The sequence below is a fragment of the Flavonifractor sp. An82 genome, assembly GCF_002159265.1.
GTDB lineage: Bacteria > Bacillota > Clostridia > Oscillospirales > Oscillospiraceae > Flavonifractor.
On record NZ_NFHG01000001.1, the window covers coordinates 92,732 to 116,421 of the forward strand.

Below are 23,690 nucleotides of genomic sequence, written 5' to 3' on the forward strand. Positions count from 1 at the left end.
CCGGTGCTTTGTGGGCAACTGCAAAATACTTGGGCGGTGATCGTCGAGCCAAGAATCCCCTGACTTTAGACAGGGGGGAGTGTCAAGTTTAAGAATGGGCAGGTGAACACAAATAGATAAAACTAAATATTTACAGGCACTATATGATTTGCTTTTGCGCCGCAGCGACCCAGACGATGAAACTGAGTGGGCTGATGTGGTAGCATTTATGAACGAACAGACGGGGGAGAATTATAGCCGCGACTTTGTTCGGAAGTCGTGGCCCCTGCTCTCCATGTACATCCAAGAAGGATGGGTAGGCCCTCCCGATGATAGCGGAAGTTATTTTGAATCTAAGCGCCTTGAAGCTGAGAAAGAAAGAATCCGCTTACGTGACGAACGTAATGAGTTAAACCGCTTGAAGCGAGATTTAGCCAGGGCTGACACCATGATGGATCTCTGGAAACAGATCATTTCTGAATCCGTAGAGCCATTCCATGGCTACCAAGCAAACTCAGTATGTAGCGATGGAGATTGTGATCTTATTGTTCACTTAACGGATTTGCATGCTGGGTTGGTCATTGATAATTTTTGCAATCGTTATAATGAAGAGATAATGATTCATAGGTTGCAGGAGTATCTGGGCCGCATTGAAGAAATTGCAGCAAGACATCGGGCAAACAACTGTTATGTCTTGTTGGGCGGAGATTTGATCAGCGGAGCTATTCATACCCCGTTACGAATCGAATCGAATATGAATACGCTTGAGCAGCTGAAATTTGTTTCTATTGCGGTTAGTGAGTTTGTAAAAGAACTCAGCCCAATGTTTGCGGATGTGTATGTGTATTCTGTTGCTGGAAATCATTCTCGTTTATTTCAGAATAAAAAAGAGAATGCAAAAGGTGAAAACCTTGACACTCTCGTTCCGTTTTATATGCAGGCAAAATTATCCGAATATGAGAACGTACATATTTACGACCATAATGATGAAGAGAGCGTTGCTAGATTTTCTGTGAGAGGAAATCTTGTCTATGGTGTTCATGGTGATAAAGACACGATGGAAAGCGTAGTGCAAAAACTTACAATGTTCTTTGGTGCCAAACCTGATATCGTAATGGCTGGTCATCGACACACAAATGGATTCCGCACTGTGTATGATTCTAAGGTAATTGAAAGTGGATGCCTGTCTGGTCCAGATAATTTTTGTATGGATCATCGGCTACAAAACAAGCCTGAACAAATGGTATTAGTTGTTAATGATACCGGTATTGAATGTTTATATGATATAAAGTTTAGCTGAGAGGTTTCCCTCTTGATGGACCTTTAGCTTAGTTGGTTTTAGAGCATACGACTGTTAATCGTAAGGTCGTGGGTTCGAGTCCCACAGGGTCCTCCATATGGGTCGGTATGTCTAGTTGGCGATGACACTTGACTGTAAATCAAGCACGTAAGATACACCGTAGGTTCGACTCCTACCCGGCCCACCATTTAGGGGTATAGCTCAATGGTAGAGTGACGGTCTCCAAAACCGGGTATGAGAGTTCGATTCTTTCTACCCCTGCCACTCTTGGATCAGTAGCTTACGGTCGGAGCGCCGGTCTGAAAACCGGAGGATGCAGGTTCGATACCTGCCTGGTCCACCAATATTGCGGATAGGACAAACGGTTAAGTCACAAGCCCCATAAGCTTCGAGGAACTGGTTCGACTCCAGTATCCGCAACCACATGCTGGTGTAGCTCAGCTGGCAGAGCAGTTGATTTGTAACCAACAGGTCGCAGGTTCGATCCCTGTCACCAGCTCCATAAAACGATAAGGATTCGTAAGTTATAAGGCGCGAATTCGGTGGCTCTGCTGCGGCAGGGCCATTTATTTTACATACAGTTAGGGGGTATTTTTAGTGGCTCAAAAAAGTGCTCCCATTCGATTATATGATCCAGACAAACTAGAGCTTATCAACGAAGAAACAAAGATGTATTGGAGAAAATACCAAATTGATATGGAGCTTCGTGAGTTAAGCGAAAAGACCATTTATGGGTATTTGAACGACTTGCAGAGTTGGTGGATTTATATTTACGATAATCAAAACAATAAATCTATCTTAGACATCAATGAAGATGATATCACAGAGTTTTTATATTGGTGTAAAAAGCAAGGCAATAATTCCAGGAGAATTAAACGTAGGATGTCTTCTATTGCCGCTTTTTATAAATATCTTAGGAAAAAGCGGATCGTCTCAGAAAACCCAATGGAATTTATAGATCGCCCAAAGAAAGACACGGACGTGGTTGAACAGACATTCTTAACAATAGAGCAAGTTGAAGATATGAGGAGTAAACTCAACGGCCAAGTTGAGAGTGCGAAAACTACACATTCAAAGCACATTGCCTTGATGATGAGGTTGTATGCATTTTTATCATTATCTACCATGGCGAGAGTAAATGCGATCAGCAATATCAAATGGGATCAGATTGAATGGGAAGATCGTTTAATTAACAATGTCTTGGAAAAAGAAGGATACATTGTTACTTTGTATTTTTCTGCAGAGGTTCTTGGATATTTGCATGAGCTGTTGGATTTTAGGCAGTCTAATAATATTCAAGATAGTGGCTGGGTATTTTATATTCCGAATCGCGGAGGAGAAGCATCTATTGCAAATAGTACATTAAATGATTGGTGCAAAAAGATTGGGCTGCTGATTGGTGTTCCGACCTTACATCCTCATGACTTTAGACATAGTGCAAGCCAGATCATGAAATTATCTGGAGCTCCAATAGAAGAAATTAGTGCGTTACTTCACCATCAAGGATTGGATGTTACGAAAAAACATTACTTGCGTGAAGATAAGAAGAGACTCCAAGAGAGCCGCGATAAATACGGTGTTTAGGGGGGCTTCTTACGGCTACTAGAACAAAATCTACAGTTGCAAACAAAAAATACAAATGTATATGCTGTGATACCGCAAAACCTGCATCATCATACTACAAAAGCAGGTATTCATATCTGTGGAAGCATTCAGATGGCGTGGCGGTAATTTGTAAAGATTGCGTAATGAAGATTCATCAAGATTATCTTGATACCTATAAAGACCAAGAAAAAGCCATAAAGTGCCTGTGTGCATTGCTGGATTGGCCTTATATTGCAACGGTGTATTTTGGAAATCTTGGTGATGATGGTACGCTTGATTTATCTGGGTACTATAGGCAAATCCAAATGAAGCAATATCAAGATCGTAATTTTGAAACATCTTTAGCAGATGGTGAATTGGGAAAGGATGCAGAGGCAATTCGAGATTGGCGTGCATCACAATGGACTAAAAAAGACACTCAGAATATGAATTATGCCATATCTGTAATTGGCTATGATCCATTTGATGTGGACGAGATTACTGATGAAGATCGGAAGTATTGCTTTAATATGCTTGCTGGCTATTGTGATGCTGAAGGTGTTCGAGATGATAGCAGTAAGATTCAAGCTATCATTCAAATTACACAACTACATTTGCAGTGTAGAAAAATTGATAAGGTAATCAATGAAGAATTGATGCTGAAGATGCCAAATGAAACAAAGTTAAGAGCCTTAAGTGATACGAAAGGTAAATTCTTGAATTCTATATCTACAATCGTTAAAGATAATGGACTTTCTGCAAATTACAACGACAGTAATCGAGCAGGGAAAAACACTCTTTCGATGAAGATGAAGGAAATTGCAGAAATTGGGTTTGAGCAAATCAGGACTAATTTGTTTGATATCCATACTGCAGAAGCTATGCGGCAAGTGGCAGATATCAGCAACAGAAGCATTCTTGATCAGCTTTCATTAGATGATAGCGACTATGTTGATATGATCAAAGAACAAAGAGAAATGCTTCAATCAAAGACGGAACAATGTGAAGAACTCGAAGAAGAAAATAGATGCTTAAAAAATAAAATTGCAGAATTGGAGTCTTATAAAATTAAAAAGAGGTGATTCTACTGGAACAGTTTTTCCCAAAAACAACTGTAGAATTATCTCAAAGAAACTTAGAAGAGTATGAGCGCTTTACTAAAATCATTAACGAAGGCCGTAAAAATCCTGTTTGGTTTGCAAATTACTTTTTCGGGATTGAGCTTATGGACTATCAGCGATGGTGCTTTATGGAAAGTTGGGATAAGCCGTTTGTCCTGTGGCTTGCATGTCGTGGCAGCGGGAAAGCTCTTGCTGTTGGCACTCCTATCCCAACACCATCTGGATATACCACTATGGGAGAGCTGAAAGCTGGAGATGTTATATTAGACAACAATGGCCATCCAACTACAGTCTCATATGTTTCCCCGATTTATGTTGGAAATGTGTGTTATGAAATTACGTTTGATGATGGAGAATGTATTGTCGCTGATGCTGACCATTTATGGACACTATCGACATCAGATAGTTCATATGTGACCAGTTCTACAAAACATATCGATAGATTCATATCGTTTAATCCTGATCTTTCTTTATACTTATACCCTGATCACAAAGGAAACAAGAAAAAGATAGAGCAGATTATAAAGACTGAATCTGTTCCAACGAGATGCATTCAAGTAGATAATGAAAAAGGGTTGTTTATGTGCGGAAAGAAGATGACTGTTACTCACAACACAACTCTAGCGGCAGTTTTTTTGATGACAAAAATGTTGCTGATTCCGGATTATCAAGTGTATATAAGCACTAACTCTGCAGCTCAGAGTATAGAAGTGTTTAAGAAGCTTGAGGATATAGCACTTCAAAGAATCCCTTCGTTTGCTTCCGCAAACGATTTGTTCGCTGGTGAGGTTGTAAAATCCGCAAATTCTGAAACTGGATTTATACACAACCCAGCTGGGCATACCATGAAACTATACAATAACTCTGGATTGACAACTTTGTCTACAAACCTGAATGCAATTCGTGGTAAGCGTGGATCAGTTCTATACGATGAATGTGCATGGCAAACTGAAGAGCAGATGGCGGCCACGGAGCATTTTGCTGATCTTGACTCTAGCTTTGCTTTAAGTACCAGTAAGATTAAATACATTAGGCCGAAAACGATGCCGTTGCAACTTCTTTATGCCTCTTCTGCCGGAGATGTTGAATACCCATATTATTCAAAATATGTGATGTTCTCAAAGAAGATGCTGATGGGAGACCCGAATTACTTCGTATGTGATTTGAATGCTCATGCAATTAAAAACTATTCGTCAGTAAATGGAGTATTGATTGAGTCTCACCTAACAGATGAATCGATTAAGAAGGCCATGGAAGACGATCCTGATTCTGCAGAACGAGAGCTTTTCAATAGATTTAGAAAAGGCGGAGGAGAGAACGCTGTAGTTTCGATGGAGTCTCTGATCAGAAATTCTGATTTGAGATTACCATTGCTTTGTAATGATACCGGCAAAAAGAAATTTATTCTGTGCTATGACCCTGCTAGAAACTTCGATGGTAGTGTTCTGAGTGTATGGCAATTGATTGAAGATAAATCGATAGGATATTATCTGCAATTAGAGAATGTGATTTCTATGGTTGATCCAGGAACATCTAAGAAGACTCCTTTGCCAATGCCGGCACAATTAGATATCATCAAAGATACGATGATTGCTTATAATGGTGCTCGCGCTGCTGAATGGGAAAATATCGAACTTTACATTGATGCTGGTGCAGGTGGCGGTGGAATCAGTGCAGTGGCAGACCAGCTGATGGCTGATTGGACTGATCGTCATGGCAACAAGCATCGAGGAGTAATCGATCCTGATCACAAACAGTATGAAACTGCTCGAAAAACATACGTTGACGCTATGCCTATCGTACATTTGATTAACCCTAAAGGTTTTAAGGCGTTGATGTATAGTGATTTGGAAAAGGTTGTTAAGCTAAATTTGATGAAATTCACAGAGTATGACGGAAAAGATCATATAACAGTTGAGCTTCCAAATGGAGAATTCCAAGAAGCAAAGCTCTCACAAGAAGAGCAGATGGCTTTGGCGCAGATTAACCTATTGAAAAACGAAATGTCGTATATGTGCCGATATGAGTCTGCCGGAGGCGGTATTTCTTACGATCTCGTTAGAGATAAACGAAATACAATGCACGATGATAGATCTTATACAGCTGCTATGGCGGCATATGCCCTCACAACAAAAAGACGTAAAGACCTTTTGACAAAACCTAAGGAGAAAAAGAGCGTCCCTGTATTTAATTTCAGAGCGCCTAACATTAAGAAGTAGGAGGTGACGCAATGGAACATGATGGTAAAAATATAATTGTGACACCTTCGGACGATGATATTGCTCGTCATCAAAGCGCATATAATTTTGCATGGAAATATGCTCAGTTGCAGAAACAACAGCTGGTTGATCTGTTGAGCAATCGGAGCACATCGACTACTTTTACCAGATACACAAAAGAACAAATACTGCAGTATATGCAGTCTCCGTCAAGCAACGAAAAAAATATCCGGAATGCATCCATCTATATGTATGATGCATCAAGTCAATACCGGCGTTTGATCCAATATTATGCTTATATGTTTATGTGGGCATATAATCTTACTCCGATTGATTTTGATGTATCTAAAGTGAAGCAAGATTCTTTCCGGAAATCTTATCTGAAGGCTGTAGCGCAGCTAGATATGATGAACCTAAAGCATGAACTACAAAAAGCTATGTTGGTTGCTTTGCGTGAGGGCGTATTCTACGGTGTTCAATGGTCAGGTTCAAATTCGTATTTTATTCAAAGAATTAACCCTGATATCTGCAAACTATCGTCTATTGTCGATGGAACATGGATGTATGCAGTTGACTTTAGTCAGGTAAAAGAAGACGAATTGATGTTGTATCCGCCTGAGTTTACTACTTTATATGAACAGTATAAAGCGAATTCGCAGCAAAGATGGATTGAGATTCCAGAATCAATATCATTTTGTCTGAAGGCAGATGAGACTACTAAAAGTTATAGCATACCCCCGTGGGCATCCACGCTGCCGATGTTGTACGACATTGAGACTTATAAGTCCTTGCAGGAGACCGCGTCTGAAATCTCTAACTACAAAATGATTGGCTTAGAGATACCTGTTGACGATGACGGAACTCCAAAAATGGATTATGATCTCGCATTGCAATATTATGAGCATATGGTGAACGCCTTGCCTCCATACGTTGGAGCTTTCATGGCTCCTATGAAGGCTTCTTCTTATAGTTTTGATAAGAGTGGAAATCTGAATGATGTTGATACTGTGTCAAGATCTGAGGAGCAATTCTGGAGAGAAGGCGGCACATCACCTTTGCTGTTTGGCTCTGCTGACAATAACACTGCTGGAGCGCTAAAGCTTTCTATTTCTTCGGATGAGGAAATCGTGTTCGCCATTGTGTATCAATGTGAGAGATTGATTAACCGTATTCTCAAGCAGATGTCCGGCACAACAAAATTCAAAATCAATTTCCTTCCAATCACTAAGTTTAACCAAAGTGATTGGATTTCTTATTATAAGGATGCTGCAGCGCTCGGGATTCCAGTGAAGAGTTCTTATGCTTCTGCGCTTGGGTTATCTCCGAATGATGTTGTTGGCTTGAATTATGTTGAGATGAATATGCTTGGCATGGGAGAGTTAACTCCATTGGTTAGTGGCTATACACAGTCATCCGCCGGACGCCCAACAGCTGACGATACTGAGCTGCAAGAATCCGGAGTACAGACTCGTGAATCTGAGGCAAATACAAACAGATAAGGTGGTGTGTTTATGAATGCTTTGTTTGTGTTTGATGAAGCTCTGGCGAATCAACTTGTGGCATCCGGAGCTGTAGAGATTACAACTCAATATAATATCAAACAAGATGTGCGGATTTTTGATTATTCAAATCCCGCACATTTTTGTTTTGATATAGATAACGCCGTGAAAACAAATAAATGTAAAATTGTCAGAAATCTTTTCATGGCCTTTTAGCTGCAAAAGGAGGAGGTGAAATAAGTGAAGAACAAAAAGATCGGGATTAACTTTGACCTGAAATTTGACAATCTCACAGACCTTAATCCTTCTTTTGCGGCTGGTCGGGTGGCCATTGCGTATTCAGGACGAAATCGAAACCGAAGCGATATCAGTAAGGAAGTATTTGAGAAAGCATTGCCGTCATTGGCAAACTGCCCCCTTGTTGGACGTTTCGATGCAGAGGCTGAGGACTTTGGTAGTCATGACGTTAGAGTAAAAGTTAATGATGACGGGACTGTTGCTGTTGAGGCGGCAACCACACCTTTTGGAGTTGTCCCTGAAACAATGAATGCGTCTTGGCAGGAAGTGACTGAGGAAGACGGTACTGTTCGCGAGTATCTGTTTTGCAACGTCATTCTTTGGAAGCGACAACCAGGCTACGAATGTTTGGCTTCTCAGGGAGTATGGCATCAGTCAATGGAAATCAATGTTGATCAATATGTGATCGACAAAGATGGCTACTGTGTCATCGAAAATATGAATTTTGAAGCTTTGTGCATTTTAGGCAATTCGGTTGAACCATGTTTTGAAAGCGCAAGCGTTCAGATCGGAACGAATGTGGCCGTATCTGATTATAAGGCTCAATTTGCTCTTATGCTTGAAGAGTTGCGTGCTTACTATTCTGACAATAACAAAACAGAAGGAGGGGAAGTTAGTTTGACTGAGGAGAAGAAGTTTGAAATTCTCGCAAAGTATAACCTCAAAATTGAAGATTTGAATTTTGAGGTTTCTGCGGAGATGACTGAGGAAGAGTTTGAAGCCAAGGTTGCTGAGTTTGCAAATGCGAACATCAACAATAATGGTGAAGGCGATCCTGAAAATGTTCCCAGTGAGCAGATGTTCTCTGCTACCTACAATCAGCGCCGCGATGCTTTGCGCAACGCTCTTGACCCAGAGATTGTTCGAGACGGAGCCGGTAAACTTGTCCAAGAGACTTACTACTACCTGGTTGATTTTGATGATGAGTATGTATATGTCGAAAAGGATGTGTGGAATGCCGCCGGGGATTATGAATCCACTAATGGCCGGTTCTCTTACACTTATGACGAAGAGACTGCGACCGCTTCTATCACTGGTGAGTTTGAGCGGATGATTCTGCGCTGGCTGACAGAAGAGGAGAATGCAAAATTAGAGCAATCACGTACTGCATTTGAGGCTCTTTCCAATGAGTTTAGCGAATACAAGGAGACTCATTCTTATGACAATGATGCGTATGATGCTCTGAATTCTTTTAAGATGGCAACCCAGGAAGCAGAGCACAAGAAGAAGGTAGATGAGATTTTGGAGCGGTTTGCTGAACTTGCTGAAAACGAGGAATTTAAGGCACTGTCAGAAACTGCCTATGATTTCTCAGACCTTAGCGATCTTGAGAAAGAATGTTATGCCATCAAAGGCAAGATGTCTATGGCGTTTTCTAAGCCCGCTAAGAAACAGACAACGGTGCGTGTTGCTGTTTCTCAAGCAAATGAAAATAATGAAGAACTGTATGGCGGTCTGTTTGCAAAATACAGCCGCAAAAAGTAAAAGAGGAGGAAAAATATATGGCTAATCATGCAATTGTTCGGCTGGATCTGATGGCTGGAACCACTGATCCTTCCCTGCTGCGTTCTGTGCGCTATCACGATGGTTCCGATTATGCCGCTATTGATAACGGCAATGTTGTTGCGATTGACTCTCTGATCACTGGCGAGCGAGAGGTTTTCAAGGCAGTGAAGCCCACCGCTGAGACTAAGCTGGAGGCTATCGCCCTGATTGCGTCTCCTGAGTATATGGTGGATGAGCGCAAGCATAATCTGGATGAGTTCACCAATGAAAAGGGTGACATTGCTCGTGCTTACATCTTCCATAACGGTGATATTTTCTCTGTGACTGCAGAGGCTTTGGACGGCACTCCTTCTGTCGGCCATGCTGTTGAAGTGAAGGCTGACCAGACTAAGATCCATACCGTCGCTACCGAGACTGCTTCTGCTTTGGTGATCGGCAAGGTTATTGAGATTGATACCGTTGGATCTGTGAAATACTATGTGATTGCTGTCGCGCCTCACGTTGGCGTTGGCGGCTAATTTTTTTTAAAGGAGGAATGAAATCATGGCAGATATGAATACCAAAGATCTTGTTAAGTTGATGCTGGACTATCGTCATGGCTGTGTTCAGCAGTTCTCTAAGGACGAGGCTCGTGAGACCATTCGTCAGGCTTTGATCGATGCTAATGGCGGTAGCACCAAGCTGACCTATAAGTCTTTCCGAAATAACCCTCAGATGTACACCATTATCGAGACCCTGATTGATCAGGTTCGTGCTGAGGGTCTGACTGGTAATGAGTTCTTCAATCGGTTTGTTGAGCAGAAGAACCTTGCTGAGGGTGATGGTGCGGAGTTTACCGTCAAGGAGAAGGCCAATCTGGTTGTGGCCGATATCGCTCGTGGCACTCAGGGCATTCGCCGTCAGCGTGTGGCTGCTCGCAGCTCTGTGACCCTTGTACCTACTGCCCATGGCATTAAGGCATACGAGGAGATGACTCGCGTTCTGTCTGGCCGCGCTGACATCAATGATCTGGTTGATCAGGTTACTGAGGCTGTGACTAAGCGTCAGTTGGACGATATTTATGGTGCATTCAGCGGTGTGACTCAGGATACTCTGGGCGAGGATTATTATCCTACCGCTGGTACTTATGATGAGGATGCTCTGCTGGATGTGTGCCAGCGTGTTTCTGCTATCAATGATGGTGCCACTGTGACTATTGTTTGCACATTGAAGGGTGCTCGCAAGATTAAGGCAACCACCAATGTGAGCACTGAGGAGAAGAGTGATATTTACAATTATGGCTATCCCATGAAGTGGAACGGCATCGATGTGATTGTTGTTCCTCAGCGTCTGAAGGCTGGAAGCGATGAGTTTATCTTTGATGACGATAAGATTTATGTGATTCCTTCCAATATGGATCGCTTCATCAAGATGGTCGTTGGTGGCGATGATGTGTTTAAGATCACTGATGATGCTACTGAGAACGCTGATATGTCTATGGAGGTTATGTACATCACCTATTACGTCGTCGGCGTGGTTGTCGGTCGTAAGTTTGGTGTATACGAGATGACCTAATAAGCAAACAAAATAGATTAAAAGGAGACACAAGGAATGGCTACTAAGCGAACCACTAATACTAACTCTACTAAGACCACCAGTCGTGCAAAGAAAGGGGCCGCTGTTGCGGCCCCTTCTGCCGCTCAAGAAAATATTGCAACTGTAGAGGTTGTGCAACCTGAGATCAAGGCAGTTAAGCGACCTAAGCCTAATTTTGAACTGACTGATTCTGTGTTGATCCGAAATGGATATCATGGAACTCTTGTAATTGGGCTTCCAAAGTCTGGCTATACCCTGAAGATGCAAAATTTTGGGGATGAAGACTACGTAGAAATTGCGGATTTAAAAACTCTGAGAAATAGTCATCCAAAGTTTTTTAAGAACAACTGGATCTTGTTTGATGATCCAGATGTGATTGATTATCTGCACATCAATGAGTTTTACAAAAATACTTTGAACGTGGAAGAGATTGATGAGTTATTCAATCTCCCGATGGAGGAGTTGAAGTCTGCTGTGTCTAAATTGTCTTCTGGACAAAAGAAGACGGTGATGTATGCTGCTTTAGAGAAGATTGAGGATAGAACTCTTGATTCTCGAAGCAAAATTCAGACGCTTGAAGAAGTGCTTGGTTGTTCTCTGGTAGAGAATATGGAGTGATTGTATGCCAACACCGTATAGTGAAATTCATCAAGTAGCCATTCAAAAAATCTCCGCTTATGGTCTACTTGATTTTCAACCGTCAGACAGAGAGGCGATTCTTAATGGTTTCCTAAAAAGCGCTGTTGTTGATTTCTCTAGGATTTGTAAGGTTGATTTGTCGGATAGAGATGATCTCCTTGCCCAGTTCAATAATGATCTGGACGAGGAGATTATTGAGATCTTAGCTACTGGAGAAGCTTATTACTGGGCTAAACCAAAAGTAGCAAACGAAGAAAATTTCTATAACCTGATGAATTCTGGAGACTATAGCTTTTTCAGCCCCGCTAATTTACTTGACAAAATGATGAAAATGCAGGAACTTATGGAGAAAGATTTTCGAAAAAAGATGATGTTATACAGTTACAAAACATCTAACATTGCCGAGTTGAGTACAAATAATGCTTGATATTTTTTTGGATTATTTGATAGGGGCATCTTATAAGATTTTGACATCATATGAATCTGACAACGGCGGAGAAAAATATTTTTCGTATCTTGAAAGTTTGTCGTCTGACGTTATGGGTGCTTTTAAAACATTTCCAGATTTACAATCCAATAAGCATTACATTAAGATTGCAAATTTGGTGAACTACCTTATGGACGCAAAGATTGCACATTTTAAATGTAGGAGATTAACCTTTGAGATTATTGCAGAGATTGAGCTTGTAAAGTTTGATTTTGGGGGTGATCTCCATTGATAAATTGGGATTTGTATGCCAAGCAGTTACAGCATAAAGGCATGACTTCACGCGATAGAATTATATCTCGTGAAAAAGAGGCTTTGATTACACAATTTGAAAAGGTTCCTTCCGCTAAAAATACGTTAGTGGATGGAGAACTGAAAAAAATGATTGTTTCATCAACTCAGGCATTAAATGAGAAGACTTTTGTTTTAATGCCAGGTGACACAATTAAAATCGGAGATATTGTTGTTTGGGAAAATTTGCATTGGTTGGTTGTCGAATTGGATTTTGACAATACTATCGCCTATAAAGGACGTATTGCCCAATGCAACAGACAAATCAGGTGGCAAAACCCAGCAACAAAAGACATCATTGAACGATGGTGCTTGATGACAAAGCCCTATACCTCTAATGTGACAAATGGAACCCAGATTAGTGTATCTAACCGTGAATATAAGGTGCAAATACCATACGACGACGAAACGAAGCTGGTGGATCTTGATAAGCGTTTTATGCTCGAACTTATCAATGGGAAACCAAGGACCTATAGCTGCACATCTGTTGACCAGCAAACAAATGTATATCAAGATCTCGAAAATGGGTTTATCGTATGGAATTTAAGCCAAGATGAGGCCTGTCATCCGAATGACAATATTGACCTTATGGTGTGTGATTATGTTCAAAGTAATGAAGGCCAAGAAAATCCAAACATTTATACAATAAGTGGAATGGATATTCTTCGAGCTGGACTGGGAACATTTTTGTATACCTTAACCCCATCGGTTGAAGGTCAGAATAATATTGCTTGGAATTATTCTGTGCAAACAGATAAACATGAATTTGTTCATATGGAGCAAAATGCGGATAATTCTGTGTTGTTGTCTGCAGAAAGTCAAGCAATAGGTGCGATTATTGAATTGTATGTGACTGATCGCCTCGGAGAAGAAATAGCTAGAAAGTCAATTGAGGTGGTGGATGTTTATGGTTGACAACACTAACCTTGATGAACTGGTTGATTACCCGGCTTTGGTCATTGAAAGATTATCACAGCAACAAGAAGTCATTGATCTTCTGGCTGATAAAAAGGATGCAAAAATTTCTGATATTATGGACCAGAAGGGAAACTGGAAATCATTTTACGACTACGAATATATTCCTGGTACAACACAGGAAGTTCTATCTGCGATATGCGTTGATACTGACGTTGTATCAGTTAGAACATCAGCACAAAAAACATTGGAATTGTATATTTCAGTTTTGTGCTCTCACGCCATTATGGTTTTAGACCGCGCAAAATTTGGAAGCATGAGAGGAAATCGCCTAAACAATCTAATTCGCTATATTGACTTTGCTTTAAGGCTTGATAGGGATTTTGGTATTGGTAAGTTGGAGTTAAAAAATGTGAGGACAACCACGTCTGGGAACGCTTCATTTGCAAAAAAGACACTAACTTATTCAATACCGGATTTTAATTTGGCAAACTGATATGTCTGAAACAAAATTAGCGTTGATTTTGGGCCGCGACATCCAGATCCCTGGGTTGTGTACAGTGGAGCAGGTCAAATTAGTCGATATAAGCGATCCTGAAATTTTTGAAAAGTACAACCAATACTTGTCGATTATTTCATATAACACAGATGATGTAATCGATTTATACAAAGCGCGGGATGAGTATGAAAAACTATCCTATGATGCTCGCGCACGCATTGATGCTTTTAGTTTGTTGATATCCGTTGATTTTTTCCGTGAAGTTTTATGGAAAGCACTTCAGTTTTTTATCAAAGAAACGGTAGTGTATGACTATGAACTTTGCGGATTTTCTATTTACAACGGGAAGAAAAGAGTCTCTATTGTTGACAGCAACACATATAAGAATGTGAGAGATGTAATTCTAAAAGCAAACTACATAAAAGCAGAGATGTCGGAAAATGAATGTGTATTTGCAAACAATAAAGCAAGGGCAATATTTGCAAAGCTAAAAAAAGGGCGAAAGGCTAAAAAGACTACGGGAGAAATGTTGGCTATTTATGATGTTGTCTCTGCGGTTTCAGTTCAAAGCAATTCATACAATCTTCTGAATATTGGAGATTTAACCATATATCAACTGTACGATCAGTTCTATCGGTTGGATACAAAAACGCAGATTGATGTCTGTAGTTTGAAATGGGCTGCTTGGGGTACAGAGCCATTTGATTTTTCCTTATGGTATAAGAATAAACAATAGGAGGGAATGACAATATGTCAGTTACATTTGCTAACCGTGAAGTTTGCGATTTAACCATTTGCGATTTCGCTACTCAGCGTCCTGTTCACGTCCTGGATTATGCCAATGCAACAACTCAGGAGATTACTGGCGAGCAGGTCTTTGCATACGGAGGCCAAGGCCATCCTAAGCGTGTTACCTTTTATGGCGAAAAGGGCGGTACTTTGGCGGTTGAGACTCAACTGCTGACTAGCGAGCTGTTCTCTATCTGCACTGGTGCAGAGATCGAAAACACCGCAAAGTTCATTAAGCGTCTTGTTCTTGAGGCTACAGCTGGTTCCATTACTGTGCCTCCTGAGGTCAATTTGATCCCTGGCAGCATCAATGTGTATGCTGAAGCTGATGACCTGGGCACTCCTGTCGAAGCTACGCTGGATGACCACACCATTACTCTGACTGGCGAGGAAACCGGAAATTATATTGTGTATGGTATTGAGGAACTGACTTCTGGTGTGAAGAAAATGTCCATCAAGTCTACCACCTTCCCGAAGGCCGTGACCATTTATGGTGAGACTCTGATGAAGGGTGAAGACGGTATCAACTATCCTTATAAACTTGTTGTGTATAAGGCGAGTCCTCAACAGACTCTGTCTTTTGGCTTCAGTAACAATGGCGATCCTGCTACTATGACCATTAACTTTGATCTTCTGTCTGATCAGAACGATAACATCATGGATATGATCTTAATCGAGGATGAAGGAGCATAATTAAAAGAGGGGGCTTTGCCCCCTCTTTTTTAGTTTTATGTTTTATGAGTAGAAGTAAATATAATGTGAGTTCTGATACTGAGAAAAGGACATGTGACGGGATTGTTTTTGATAGTATCGTTGAGATGAAATACTATCGTGATGTAATTTTGCCCGGTCTGGGAAGCGGCAAGATTCTTGCTTTTGAATTACAAAAGCCATATGTGTTGCAACCAAAATTTACTCATGATGGTAAACAAGTTCAGGCTATTATGTATATAGCAGATTTTTATGTTGAGTATGCGGATGGAAGGATTGAAGTTATTGATATTAAAGGTATGCCGGATGCAGTTGCAAAAATAAAAAGAAAAATGTTTTGGCATACATATCCGGACATTGATTATCGATGGATATGTTATTCAAAAATCGATGGCGGTTTTTGTGATTACGAATACGTAGTTGCACAAAGAAAACTTAGGAAAAAGAAAAAATCTGCAGATAAAGAAAGGAAATAAATATGGATCGCAAGGTATCTATTAACAAGGTCGATAAAATGATTAAGGCTTGTAAGGATGAAACCAAAGAAAGTGTTAGTTTTCAAATTGATGGAGAAGAGATCATTGTATCGGTTAAATCATTTTTGTCTCCAGGGGAAGAATATGGGTGTGTAAATAGCATTGTTGATGCCGTGTTTATTGATGGAGAATATACACCAGAAGCATATCAATCATCAGTGTTAATGAATTTTATTGCGTACTACACTAATCTGAAAGTTGAGATTGGATTGGATAGGTTGTATATGCTTACGTATGGAAGCAATGTTATGGGGCAATTGATGAGTTGTGTTAATCCTAGCCAATGGAATCATATTTGCGAGTCGGCACAAAAGAAAATCGCATATAGAGTTGAAACCGATATCAACATGCAGAAAAAGAAAATTGATGAACTTATGCAGAATATTGATGCCATTACAGCAACACTTACTACATTGACTGATGAATTCAAGGATGTTGATACTAACGCATTAGTTGGTGCCATCAATAATATTGCCACGCTTGACAATAGCAAGATTATTGAGATTGTCGCAGCAAATCAAGAGAAGCAAGGAGTTTAACCTTGCTTCTCTTTTTGCAAAAAGGGGGATGTAAATGAGTATCGAGACAATTTTAAACCAATATTTACTTTCTCCTGCTGGCAAAAAGAAAGTGCAAAAAGCAATCGATGAAGCAAATAAAAACGGAAGAACTCTTGGTGACACAGTTATTAGCACATCATATATGACAATTGTAAAAGATTTGATTCATTGTATTCAAGAGAACCTCCCTGCGTCATTGGCTGATTCAGATCTTTCTAATGACGCTGCTTATATTGTTGGAAAACCAATTCCAACTTCAGATGGTAAATATCGCATCGATATTAGCTTTGCTCCAAGTGCTGTATTTCGGCCATCTCTTTCACCAGATAGCCGTTGGGGCGACGGTGTGGAAAATATTGTGTTGCATTTATCGAATGGATGGCATGCTTCAGGATCAGTTTTTGGTGAGTGGCATGGTGAGCAAGTGCGCAGTCGCCAGCATTATTCTGGAGATGATTTTATGAAGCAGGCTATTTTTGACTTTAACATGTCTCATGTTGGTGCAATAGCTACACTCGGCGCAAATTATAAATGACAGGTGGTGAATCAATGAGTAAGCAGGCGGATATTAGTCTTTTGATTGGAGCTGTTGGCGGATACACTGCGAATGGCGAATCTGCCAAATTGATCCAGAATCAACTTAAGAGTCAGCTTGCTGGCGGGCTCTCTATTAACATAAACACTAAAAAAATTGTTGATGACATTCAAAAAGCTTTATCAAGCAAGGTCTTTAATGTAAATGTTAGCGCTAATGGAACAGCCAAGAGCACAAATACAGGAAACAAACAACAGAGCAGCACTACGGGTACATCCACTGCAAAAAATGCAGCTCGTAGCTTTGAACAGGAGTATATAGCCCTTGCTAACAGAATTGGACAGGCATATCAAGCAGCACAAAATTTTAATTCTTATGTTGCGAAAATGAGCCCAGATCAGCTCCGTCTGTTCAATAAAGAGATACAGCAAATTACGCAAAACTTAAACAAAGCTGTTGCGACAGGCAACAAAATGTCTTTTGCTGAAGCTAATGAACAAATCAAAGCTTTAAAATACAATCTTGCTCAGCTTCAAACGCCAAGCTCATACCAACAATATGTAGAGTATAACAATGCGATGCGGCTTGCAGATCAAGATCGTTGGATGCAGAATATTGGATTGGCAAGTAATGTCGGATTAGAGCAGATGAACGCTTACTATAAAAAGTTAGAGGCAAGCAGCAAGCAAGCAGCCACTGCTCAAATTCGCGACTCTGAAAAGGTAGCTAATAGTATTGCAAACGCAAAATCACAACTTGCTAGCTTTGGCCAATATTTACAGAGGGTTAAACCAACTGTGCTTACGCAATATGCTTCAGAGATTGAGCAAATTAACACTTTGCTTAAAACTGCCGCATCTACTGGTAATGCTAGTGCATTATCATCCGCAACAACAAAAATTAAGGCTCTGAAAAGTGAAATGGTAAGCATGGGGTATGAAGGCGGAAACGCATTTACATATCTTCATGATAAAATTAAGACATTTTCAGTATATTTAATCTCTAGTGCTTTAACTATGCAATTCATTCGCGGTATGCGTGAAGCAATTGAGACCATATACGAAATGGATGAAGCTCTTACTAATTTGCGTATCGTGATGAACAACAGCGTGAGCGAAGCCAGGGCATTGTTGCAGAGCTACAATACTATGGCGCAGGAACTTGGCGGCACAACAAAAAGTGTAGCAGATGCCGCTGTCGAATGGCAGAGACAAGGTTTTAATTTAGAAGAGACAAACACACTAATCAAAGATTCAATGATCTTATCGATCACCGGCTTTATCGATAGCAGCGAAGCTGCTACAGCTTTAACAGCTGCAATGAAGGGTTATCAACTTAGTGTGGACGATGCTTTAGGAGTGGTCGATAAGTTTGTTGCGACCGATCAGGTTGCCGCAACATCTGCCGGTGATCTTGCTATTGCTTTAAGCAAAACAGCCGCAAACGCAAAGCTTGCTGGGTTGTCACTGGATGAAGTGGTTGGCCAGCTTGCAGTTGTGAATGAAACAATGCAGGAAGCTCCTGAATCCACTGGTACATTCTACAATACAATGCTGTCCCGTATGGGTATGATTAAGGCAGGACGCTTGGAAGATCCAGACACTGGAGAATCTTTGAGCGACGTCGAGACCACTTTAAGCGGTCTTGGTATCCGGCTGAGAGATAGCAATTCTGAATTTAGAAATTTTGGAGATGTTCTTGATGAAGTCGGATCAAAGTGGGAGTCTTATAATTCTGTTCAGCAACGTGCCATAGCCACAGCTTTCGCAGGCACTAGACAGCAAACGAGATTTTTATCTTTGATGTCTAACTGGAAAACTGCTTTGGAATACACTGAAGTTGCTGCAAACTCTGCCGGAACAGCAACAGAGAAGTTCGGCGTATATCAGGAAAGCCTTGAAGCAAAAACAGAAAGAGCGACAGCCGCCTTTGAAAAGCTTTCTATGGCATTGTTGCCTAGCGGGCTTATCGGAGGCTTTTTGGATTTTGCGACAGTGGCATTGAATGTTGGATCTGCCCTGGGAGGAATCCCGATCACTATTGTTGGTGTTACAACAGCTGTTTTGGGGCTTAGCGCAGCGTTTAAAGCGTTGGCCGCATCTTCTTTTGGAGAAGCATTTAAGAGTTCATTTGCATCTTTGACTAGCTTTGTTCCTACTCTAAGTGCAATGGGTGTTGCCACACAAGTGTTTTCTGGAAGTCAATCTTTAGCTTCCTTGTCTACGGAACAGCTTACTGCTTCGATTGGTCTTCTTACAAAGGCGCAAATAGCTGAAATTGCTGTTACAGAGCAAGTCGATAGGAAAATACTTGCTGAAACATTACAACGAGCAGGCCTTGAACGTGAAACACGAAAAGAAATTTTTGCTCTTTATGAACTTTCTCTTGCAAAAAAAACGGATCAAGCCGCAACAGCAGGAGCAACTGTTTCTACGATTGGATTTAAAAATGCTCTAGTTGGTCTCGGAACTGTGATTAAAGCACATCCAATTATGTTCCTTGTTACTACATTATTAACTGTGATCCCGTTGTTAATGAGTTTCAAAAATGTTTTTGGAAATTCTCTCGATACTTTAAAACAGAAATATTCTGAGACCGAAACGCAAATAACCGAGCTAAATACAGAACTTGATGACACAAGAGACAAAATTAAAGAACTTTCTGGCTATGATAGCTTAACTACTGTTGAACAATCTGAACTAGAAAGGTTAAAGCAGTACAATAAATATTTGGAAGACCGACTTTATCTTTTAAAGCAAGAGCAAATTTTAGCAGCGAATGATGTAAACAAAAAGATTGCATCTGGAGATTTAAAAGATAATGTTGATTCAAATTGGGACGGGTATAATTATTCTGACTTTATCGGAACTCGTGAGGAATTTTATCAGTATTCTTTAGACTCTTATCAAGGATTTTTGGAAAGCAGAAATAACCTGCTTGAGCAATATTCAACTCAATATGATTCGATGTCTGAAAAAGAAAGAGAAACCCTTAGAAACAGCATTGATTACAATGAACAACAGCTCGAAAAAGCTAAGGAAAATATCTTAGAGTTGTCCACGTATTTTAGTGATCAAGCAGATGCTTTGCAAGATGTTGATGGTGACTATGGCGAGTACACAGAACAGTACGAAAAGTGGATGGACTTAGCCGCCCAAGGAGCTAAAATTCTACAAGAGTTTGAATCATCAAATTTTGCGTCTGGAATAGAGTCTGTGCTTAGTCAAGATAGATTTTCTACCATTAAAGCATCATTGATTGATTTGGCTCAACAGGGATCTTTAACAGCTGATGCGATGAATGATCCAGCGTACCAAGAATTCGTTAATGCACTTGACGAAGCTGGGATTATATCTGCATCTTCGAAAAGTGATTTAGAGGACTTAGTAATTGTTATTGAAAGGCTCGCCGGGGTTACAGAGGATGCGACAGAAGAGACTATTGATTTAAGTTCTCAGATCGAGGCTTTTAGCAATGCTACCTCAAAAATTGAAAAAATCAACTCTTTGTTAACTGATCTCAAAGAAAATAAGAGTGGAAAGTTGACAGGATCTTTCTTGTCTGAATTGTATGAATTGCTTCCTGAGGTTGCTGGACAAGTTACTTCTGTTTCTGACGCTCAAGCTGTACTCACACAGGCGCTTGAAGATACTAAAGTTACTGCGGAGAGTGCATATGGAGCTATGCTCTTATCGAATGAAAAATGGTTAACACAAACAATCAATAACTCTAATTCTCTCCAGCAGGCATTGGCAAAGTGTTATAAGAATGATATCACTAACTGGAAGAATAATGCGACAAATAAATGGACTGTTGATCAGACTCTTGTTAATCGTTTGTCTACTCTTTGGCAGAAATATTACAACATGTCCAATGAAGCGCTTGCCACAGACATCAAAAGTTTGGAGGCACTGCGCGGGCAGTTCACATCAGCCGCATCTAGCTCAACCAATATCATTATGGGCAGCGTGTTCCAGGCGATGGGGAATACTTTTGATCAACAGCTTAATGAACTTAAGCTTATCCAAGCTCTAAGAGAGAATATTGACTTTTCTTTTGAGGGGATTGATTTTTCTCCATCTACAACAAGTACAACAGATAAGGCAACTCAGTCTATAGAAAAATATACGGTTGCAATAGAAGAGTTTAGAGAAGCACTGAAGCGACTTGAGGATGTTCAGAATGCCATTAGCATCGAAGAGATAAAGTTTGATATGATCGATGAGGATGATGTAGATGCTCAGAAAACTGCAATCAATAAGCTGATTGCACTATATCAACAAGAACAACAAGCCCTACATGATCTTAATAATGAACGAGACGCATCGATTGCTGAAATTGTTAAAGAACTGAATAAGTACGGGCTTGGTGCAACGTATGACGCTAATACAAATGAATTTTGGGTTAATAACATCGAAAAGATTAACACTATTTCCGGATATAAAAATGGAGTCTTCGATCAAGAAGCAACTAATACATTAAGAAAAGCTCTCGAAGATCTTATCGAAAAAGCGGAGGAGTATGCGGATGCTAACATTGATGGTTCCGAGGAATGGTGGAACATTCAAAAGAAGATCTACGACCTAAATCAGCAGTTGTATGAAGCTGAGCAAAAAGTCTACGAGCAACGAATGGAAGCAATGAAAAAATCGTATGATCTATTAGAAGACCTTGTTGAATTAGAAAAGGATCGTATAAAGCAAGCAGGAGAGGACATGATCGATAACCTGCAAGCTGAGATTGATGCATACGATGAGATTATCAATAGACAGAAAGAATTGCTCGATCTGAAGGAAAGAGAGCGGTCTTACGAGGAAGAAGTTTCTGATGCAGTTGATGAGATTGCAAAATTACAAGCAAAAGCAGATGCATTAGCACTTGATGATAGCCGGTCTGCCCAACTCCAAAGAGCGGAAATTCTGGAACAGATTGCGGAGAAGCAGAAAGAACTAGATGATACTCAACACGATTATGCAATCGAAAACACACAAGATGCTCTTGATGAAGAGCTTGATATGTTTAAAGATAGCTATCAAGATAGGATTGATGAAATTAGAGACTTTCTTGATGATCAGCAAAAGCTAACAGATCTTGCATATAAGAATATCGAAAACGGCGGGCAAGAGGCTTTTGATAAGTTGTTGGAATATTGCCTGAAATATACGGATGTTTCAAGAAGAGAACTTATTGATATGTGGGACAATGCGATCGCAAAAATTAAAGAGTATGGGTCTTTATCAAATGCATTGCATAATATGTCTACAGAAATTGATATTTCTGAAAATGGAACTCCCGTTTCTGTTCAGTCTAAGGTAAATGAGATGAAAGCAAATAGCCAGAAGTGGCATACCGCAAGTGCGTCCGAGAGAAAAGATCTTCAGGATAGAAATGTAGAGCTTGCTGCAGAAATATCTGAAATCCTGGGCATTCCTCTGAAACTCGGAGGAGATGGGCATTGGTATTATGGTGCAGTCGGAGGAACACGCGTATTCCACACTGGCGGAATCGTAGGAAACGCCCCAACCATTAAACAAAAAGAAATGATGATCTTGGCTGAAAAGGGAGAAATGATGTTGAACGAAAAGCAACAGAATAATTTGGCGTCCCTGTTTTCTGTGGTGCTCGGACGACCTGACCGAAGCAATGTCTATAACAAACTCATCAGAGAAAAGGAAGACAACCAAAGCAAGATCGTCTCCATTGACGCTTCTGTCACTGTTCAGGGAGGTATGGTTGATGACGTTGTTCTCAATACCATCACCAAAAATCAGCGAAAAGTGGCAAACATTTTGAATAAGCTTGTGTTGAAAAAATAAGAGGAGGTTTCCCTCCTCTTATTTTTTGTTAGGAGGTCATAATGTCGTTTTATGGTACGAGTTTTATATTTGATGGCGTCCCTTGCGAAGAATTCGGGCTAATGCTTTATGACCTTGATTCTCATGAGCAAGAGGATGGAACAATTGGAAGTGAAGTTGAAATAAGTGAAGATCGCATTTGGGGCCATTATCTCCCTCTTCACTATGGGACATCGGAGAATGAGGCACTCGAACTCAAAATAGTATGTGTTGTTCCAGAAGGTGATAAGCGCTTGGATCGGTTTGATATAGCCAGGATTGCAGGATGGCTAAAAAAGCCGACATATCGTGTTTTGAAAATTGTTCAGCCCGATATGGAAAAATATCACTATAAGTGCATCTTTACAAAAATCTCACCTATCAAAATTGGATTAGAGACGATTGGCATTGAGGCAACTGCAATATGTGATAGCCCATATGCTTATTTGTCTGCGACGCAGATGGAATTTTCCTGCAGTGGATCTTCCACTGTGTTGCTTCATAACTACAGCAACGTCAATCGATACTACTACCCAGAGGTTGTTATAACTTCAAGTGGCGGAGATATATCTATTGTGAATGAAACAGACAACCAGAGAGAATTGAAGTTTACTGGATTACCATCATCTAGTTTGCAGATAACCTCTGATGGAAACACAGGCATTGTTAAAAGTCAAGACGGATCAGATATGTATAAATACTTCAACTTTAATTTTTTAAGGTTGCTTAGAGGAGACAATAAGTTGATTTTGACAGGGAATTTTTCTGTTAACGTAAACTGTGAATTCCCTATGGATATTGGTAGCTAAAAGGA

Annotated in this window: 20 protein-coding genes and 6 tRNA genes; all 26 read left to right on the forward strand. The window is 40.3% G+C overall.

Annotated features, from left to right (window positions below; translation table 11 throughout):
• Positions 1–208 precede the first annotated feature (208 nt).
• The 26 genes from B5G34_RS00640 to B5G34_RS00770 all read left to right on the forward strand — a co-directional run bounded on the left by B5G34_RS00640 (position 209) and on the right by B5G34_RS00770 (position 23,685).
• Positions 209–1,279 (forward strand): metallophosphoesterase, encoded by a 1,071-nt coding sequence (locus B5G34_RS00640; protein ID WP_087333530.1) that lies wholly within the window; start codon positions 209–211, stop codon positions 1,277–1,279.
• Between the two features lie 17 nt (positions 1,280–1,296).
• A tRNA-Asn gene (locus tag B5G34_RS00645) sits at positions 1,297–1,375 on the forward strand.
• 3 nt (positions 1,376–1,378) lie between these two features.
• Positions 1,379–1,466 (forward strand) — tRNA-Tyr (locus tag B5G34_RS00650).
• A 3-nt stretch (positions 1,467–1,469) separates the two neighbouring features.
• Positions 1,470–1,543, forward strand: a tRNA-Trp gene (locus B5G34_RS00655).
• Between the two features lie 5 nt (positions 1,544–1,548).
• Positions 1,549–1,622 (forward strand) — tRNA-OTHER (locus B5G34_RS00660).
• Positions 1,623–1,626: 4 nt separating this feature from the next.
• Positions 1,627–1,702: transfer RNA gene (locus B5G34_RS00665), tRNA-Met, on the forward strand.
• A gap of 3 nt (positions 1,703–1,705) precedes the next feature.
• Positions 1,706–1,781: transfer RNA gene (locus tag B5G34_RS00670), tRNA-Thr, on the forward strand.
• A 95-nt stretch (positions 1,782–1,876) separates the two neighbouring features.
• Positions 1,877–2,863, forward strand: coding sequence for a tyrosine-type recombinase/integrase (locus B5G34_RS00675; RefSeq protein WP_087333531.1), 987 nt, complete (start codon positions 1,877–1,879; stop codon positions 2,861–2,863).
• Between the two features lie 164 nt (positions 2,864–3,027).
• Complete coding sequence (locus B5G34_RS00680; protein ID WP_087333532.1) at positions 3,028–3,945, forward strand: hypothetical protein; 918 nt, start codon at positions 3,028–3,030, stop codon at positions 3,943–3,945.
• Complete coding sequence (locus tag B5G34_RS00685; RefSeq protein ID WP_140397151.1) at positions 3,942–6,203, forward strand: terminase; 2,262 nt, start codon at positions 3,942–3,944, stop codon at positions 6,201–6,203. The genes B5G34_RS00680 and B5G34_RS00685 overlap by 4 nt, the downstream gene beginning before the upstream one ends.
• Positions 6,204–6,214: 11 nt before the next feature.
• Complete coding sequence (locus B5G34_RS00690) at positions 6,215–7,702, forward strand: hypothetical protein (RefSeq protein ID WP_087333534.1); 1,488 nt, start codon at positions 6,215–6,217, stop codon at positions 7,700–7,702.
• A 12-nt stretch (positions 7,703–7,714) separates the two neighbouring features.
• Positions 7,715–7,918: a hypothetical protein gene (locus tag B5G34_RS00695; RefSeq protein WP_087333535.1), complete on the forward strand. Its 204-nt coding sequence runs from the start codon at positions 7,715–7,717 to the stop codon at positions 7,916–7,918.
• A gap of 24 nt (positions 7,919–7,942) precedes the next feature.
• Entirely contained in the window at positions 7,943–9,484 is a 1,542-nt protein-coding gene (locus B5G34_RS00700) for a hypothetical protein (RefSeq protein ID WP_087333536.1), read from the forward strand.
• Between the two features lie 17 nt (positions 9,485–9,501).
• Entirely contained in the window at positions 9,502–10,023 is a 522-nt protein-coding gene (locus B5G34_RS00705; protein WP_087333537.1) for a hypothetical protein, read from the forward strand.
• 25 nt (positions 10,024–10,048) lie between these two features.
• A complete protein-coding gene (locus B5G34_RS00710) occupies positions 10,049–11,059 on the forward strand; it encodes a hypothetical protein (RefSeq protein ID WP_087333538.1) in 1,011 nt (336 codons plus the stop codon).
• Positions 11,060–11,095: 36 nt separating this feature from the next.
• Positions 11,096–11,698 carry a hypothetical protein gene (locus B5G34_RS00715; RefSeq protein WP_087333539.1) on the forward strand — a complete coding sequence of 201 codons (603 nt, stop codon included), beginning with the start codon at positions 11,096–11,098 and terminating at the stop codon, positions 11,696–11,698.
• Positions 11,699–11,702: 4 nt separating this feature from the next.
• Positions 11,703–12,146, forward strand: coding sequence for a hypothetical protein (locus B5G34_RS00720; protein ID WP_087333540.1), 444 nt, complete (start codon positions 11,703–11,705; stop codon positions 12,144–12,146).
• 288 nt (positions 12,147–12,434) lie between these two features.
• Positions 12,435–13,412, forward strand: a complete 978-nt coding sequence (locus tag B5G34_RS00730) for a hypothetical protein (protein ID WP_087333542.1) — start codon at positions 12,435–12,437, stop codon at positions 13,410–13,412.
• Complete coding sequence (locus tag B5G34_RS00735; protein ID WP_087333543.1) at positions 13,405–13,908, forward strand: hypothetical protein; 504 nt, start codon at positions 13,405–13,407, stop codon at positions 13,906–13,908. Before B5G34_RS00730 ends, B5G34_RS00735 begins: the two co-directional genes overlap by 8 nt.
• Before the next feature lies 1 nt (position 13,909).
• Positions 13,910–14,647: a hypothetical protein gene (locus tag B5G34_RS00740; protein WP_087333544.1), complete on the forward strand. Its 738-nt coding sequence runs from the start codon at positions 13,910–13,912 to the stop codon at positions 14,645–14,647.
• A 14-nt stretch (positions 14,648–14,661) separates the two neighbouring features.
• Complete coding sequence (locus tag B5G34_RS00745) at positions 14,662–15,393, forward strand: hypothetical protein (RefSeq protein ID WP_087333545.1); 732 nt, start codon at positions 14,662–14,664, stop codon at positions 15,391–15,393.
• Between the two features lie 44 nt (positions 15,394–15,437).
• Positions 15,438–15,887, forward strand: coding sequence for a DUF1064 domain-containing protein (locus B5G34_RS00750; RefSeq protein WP_087333546.1), 450 nt, complete (start codon positions 15,438–15,440; stop codon positions 15,885–15,887).
• Between the two features lie 2 nt (positions 15,888–15,889).
• Positions 15,890–16,486, forward strand: coding sequence for a hypothetical protein (locus B5G34_RS00755; RefSeq protein ID WP_087333547.1), 597 nt, complete (start codon positions 15,890–15,892; stop codon positions 16,484–16,486).
• 34 nt (positions 16,487–16,520) lie between these two features.
• A complete protein-coding gene (locus B5G34_RS18250; RefSeq protein WP_140397153.1) occupies positions 16,521–17,042 on the forward strand; it encodes a hypothetical protein in 522 nt (173 codons plus the stop codon).
• Between the two features lie 14 nt (positions 17,043–17,056).
• On the forward strand, positions 17,057–22,858 hold the full coding sequence (locus tag B5G34_RS00765; protein ID WP_162609387.1) for a phage tail tape measure protein: 5,802 nt from the start codon (positions 17,057–17,059) through the stop codon (positions 22,856–22,858).
• Between the two features lie 41 nt (positions 22,859–22,899).
• Positions 22,900–23,685, forward strand: coding sequence for a phage tail domain-containing protein (locus B5G34_RS00770; protein WP_087333550.1), 786 nt, complete (start codon positions 22,900–22,902; stop codon positions 23,683–23,685).
• The last annotated feature ends 5 nt before the right edge of the window (positions 23,686–23,690 follow it).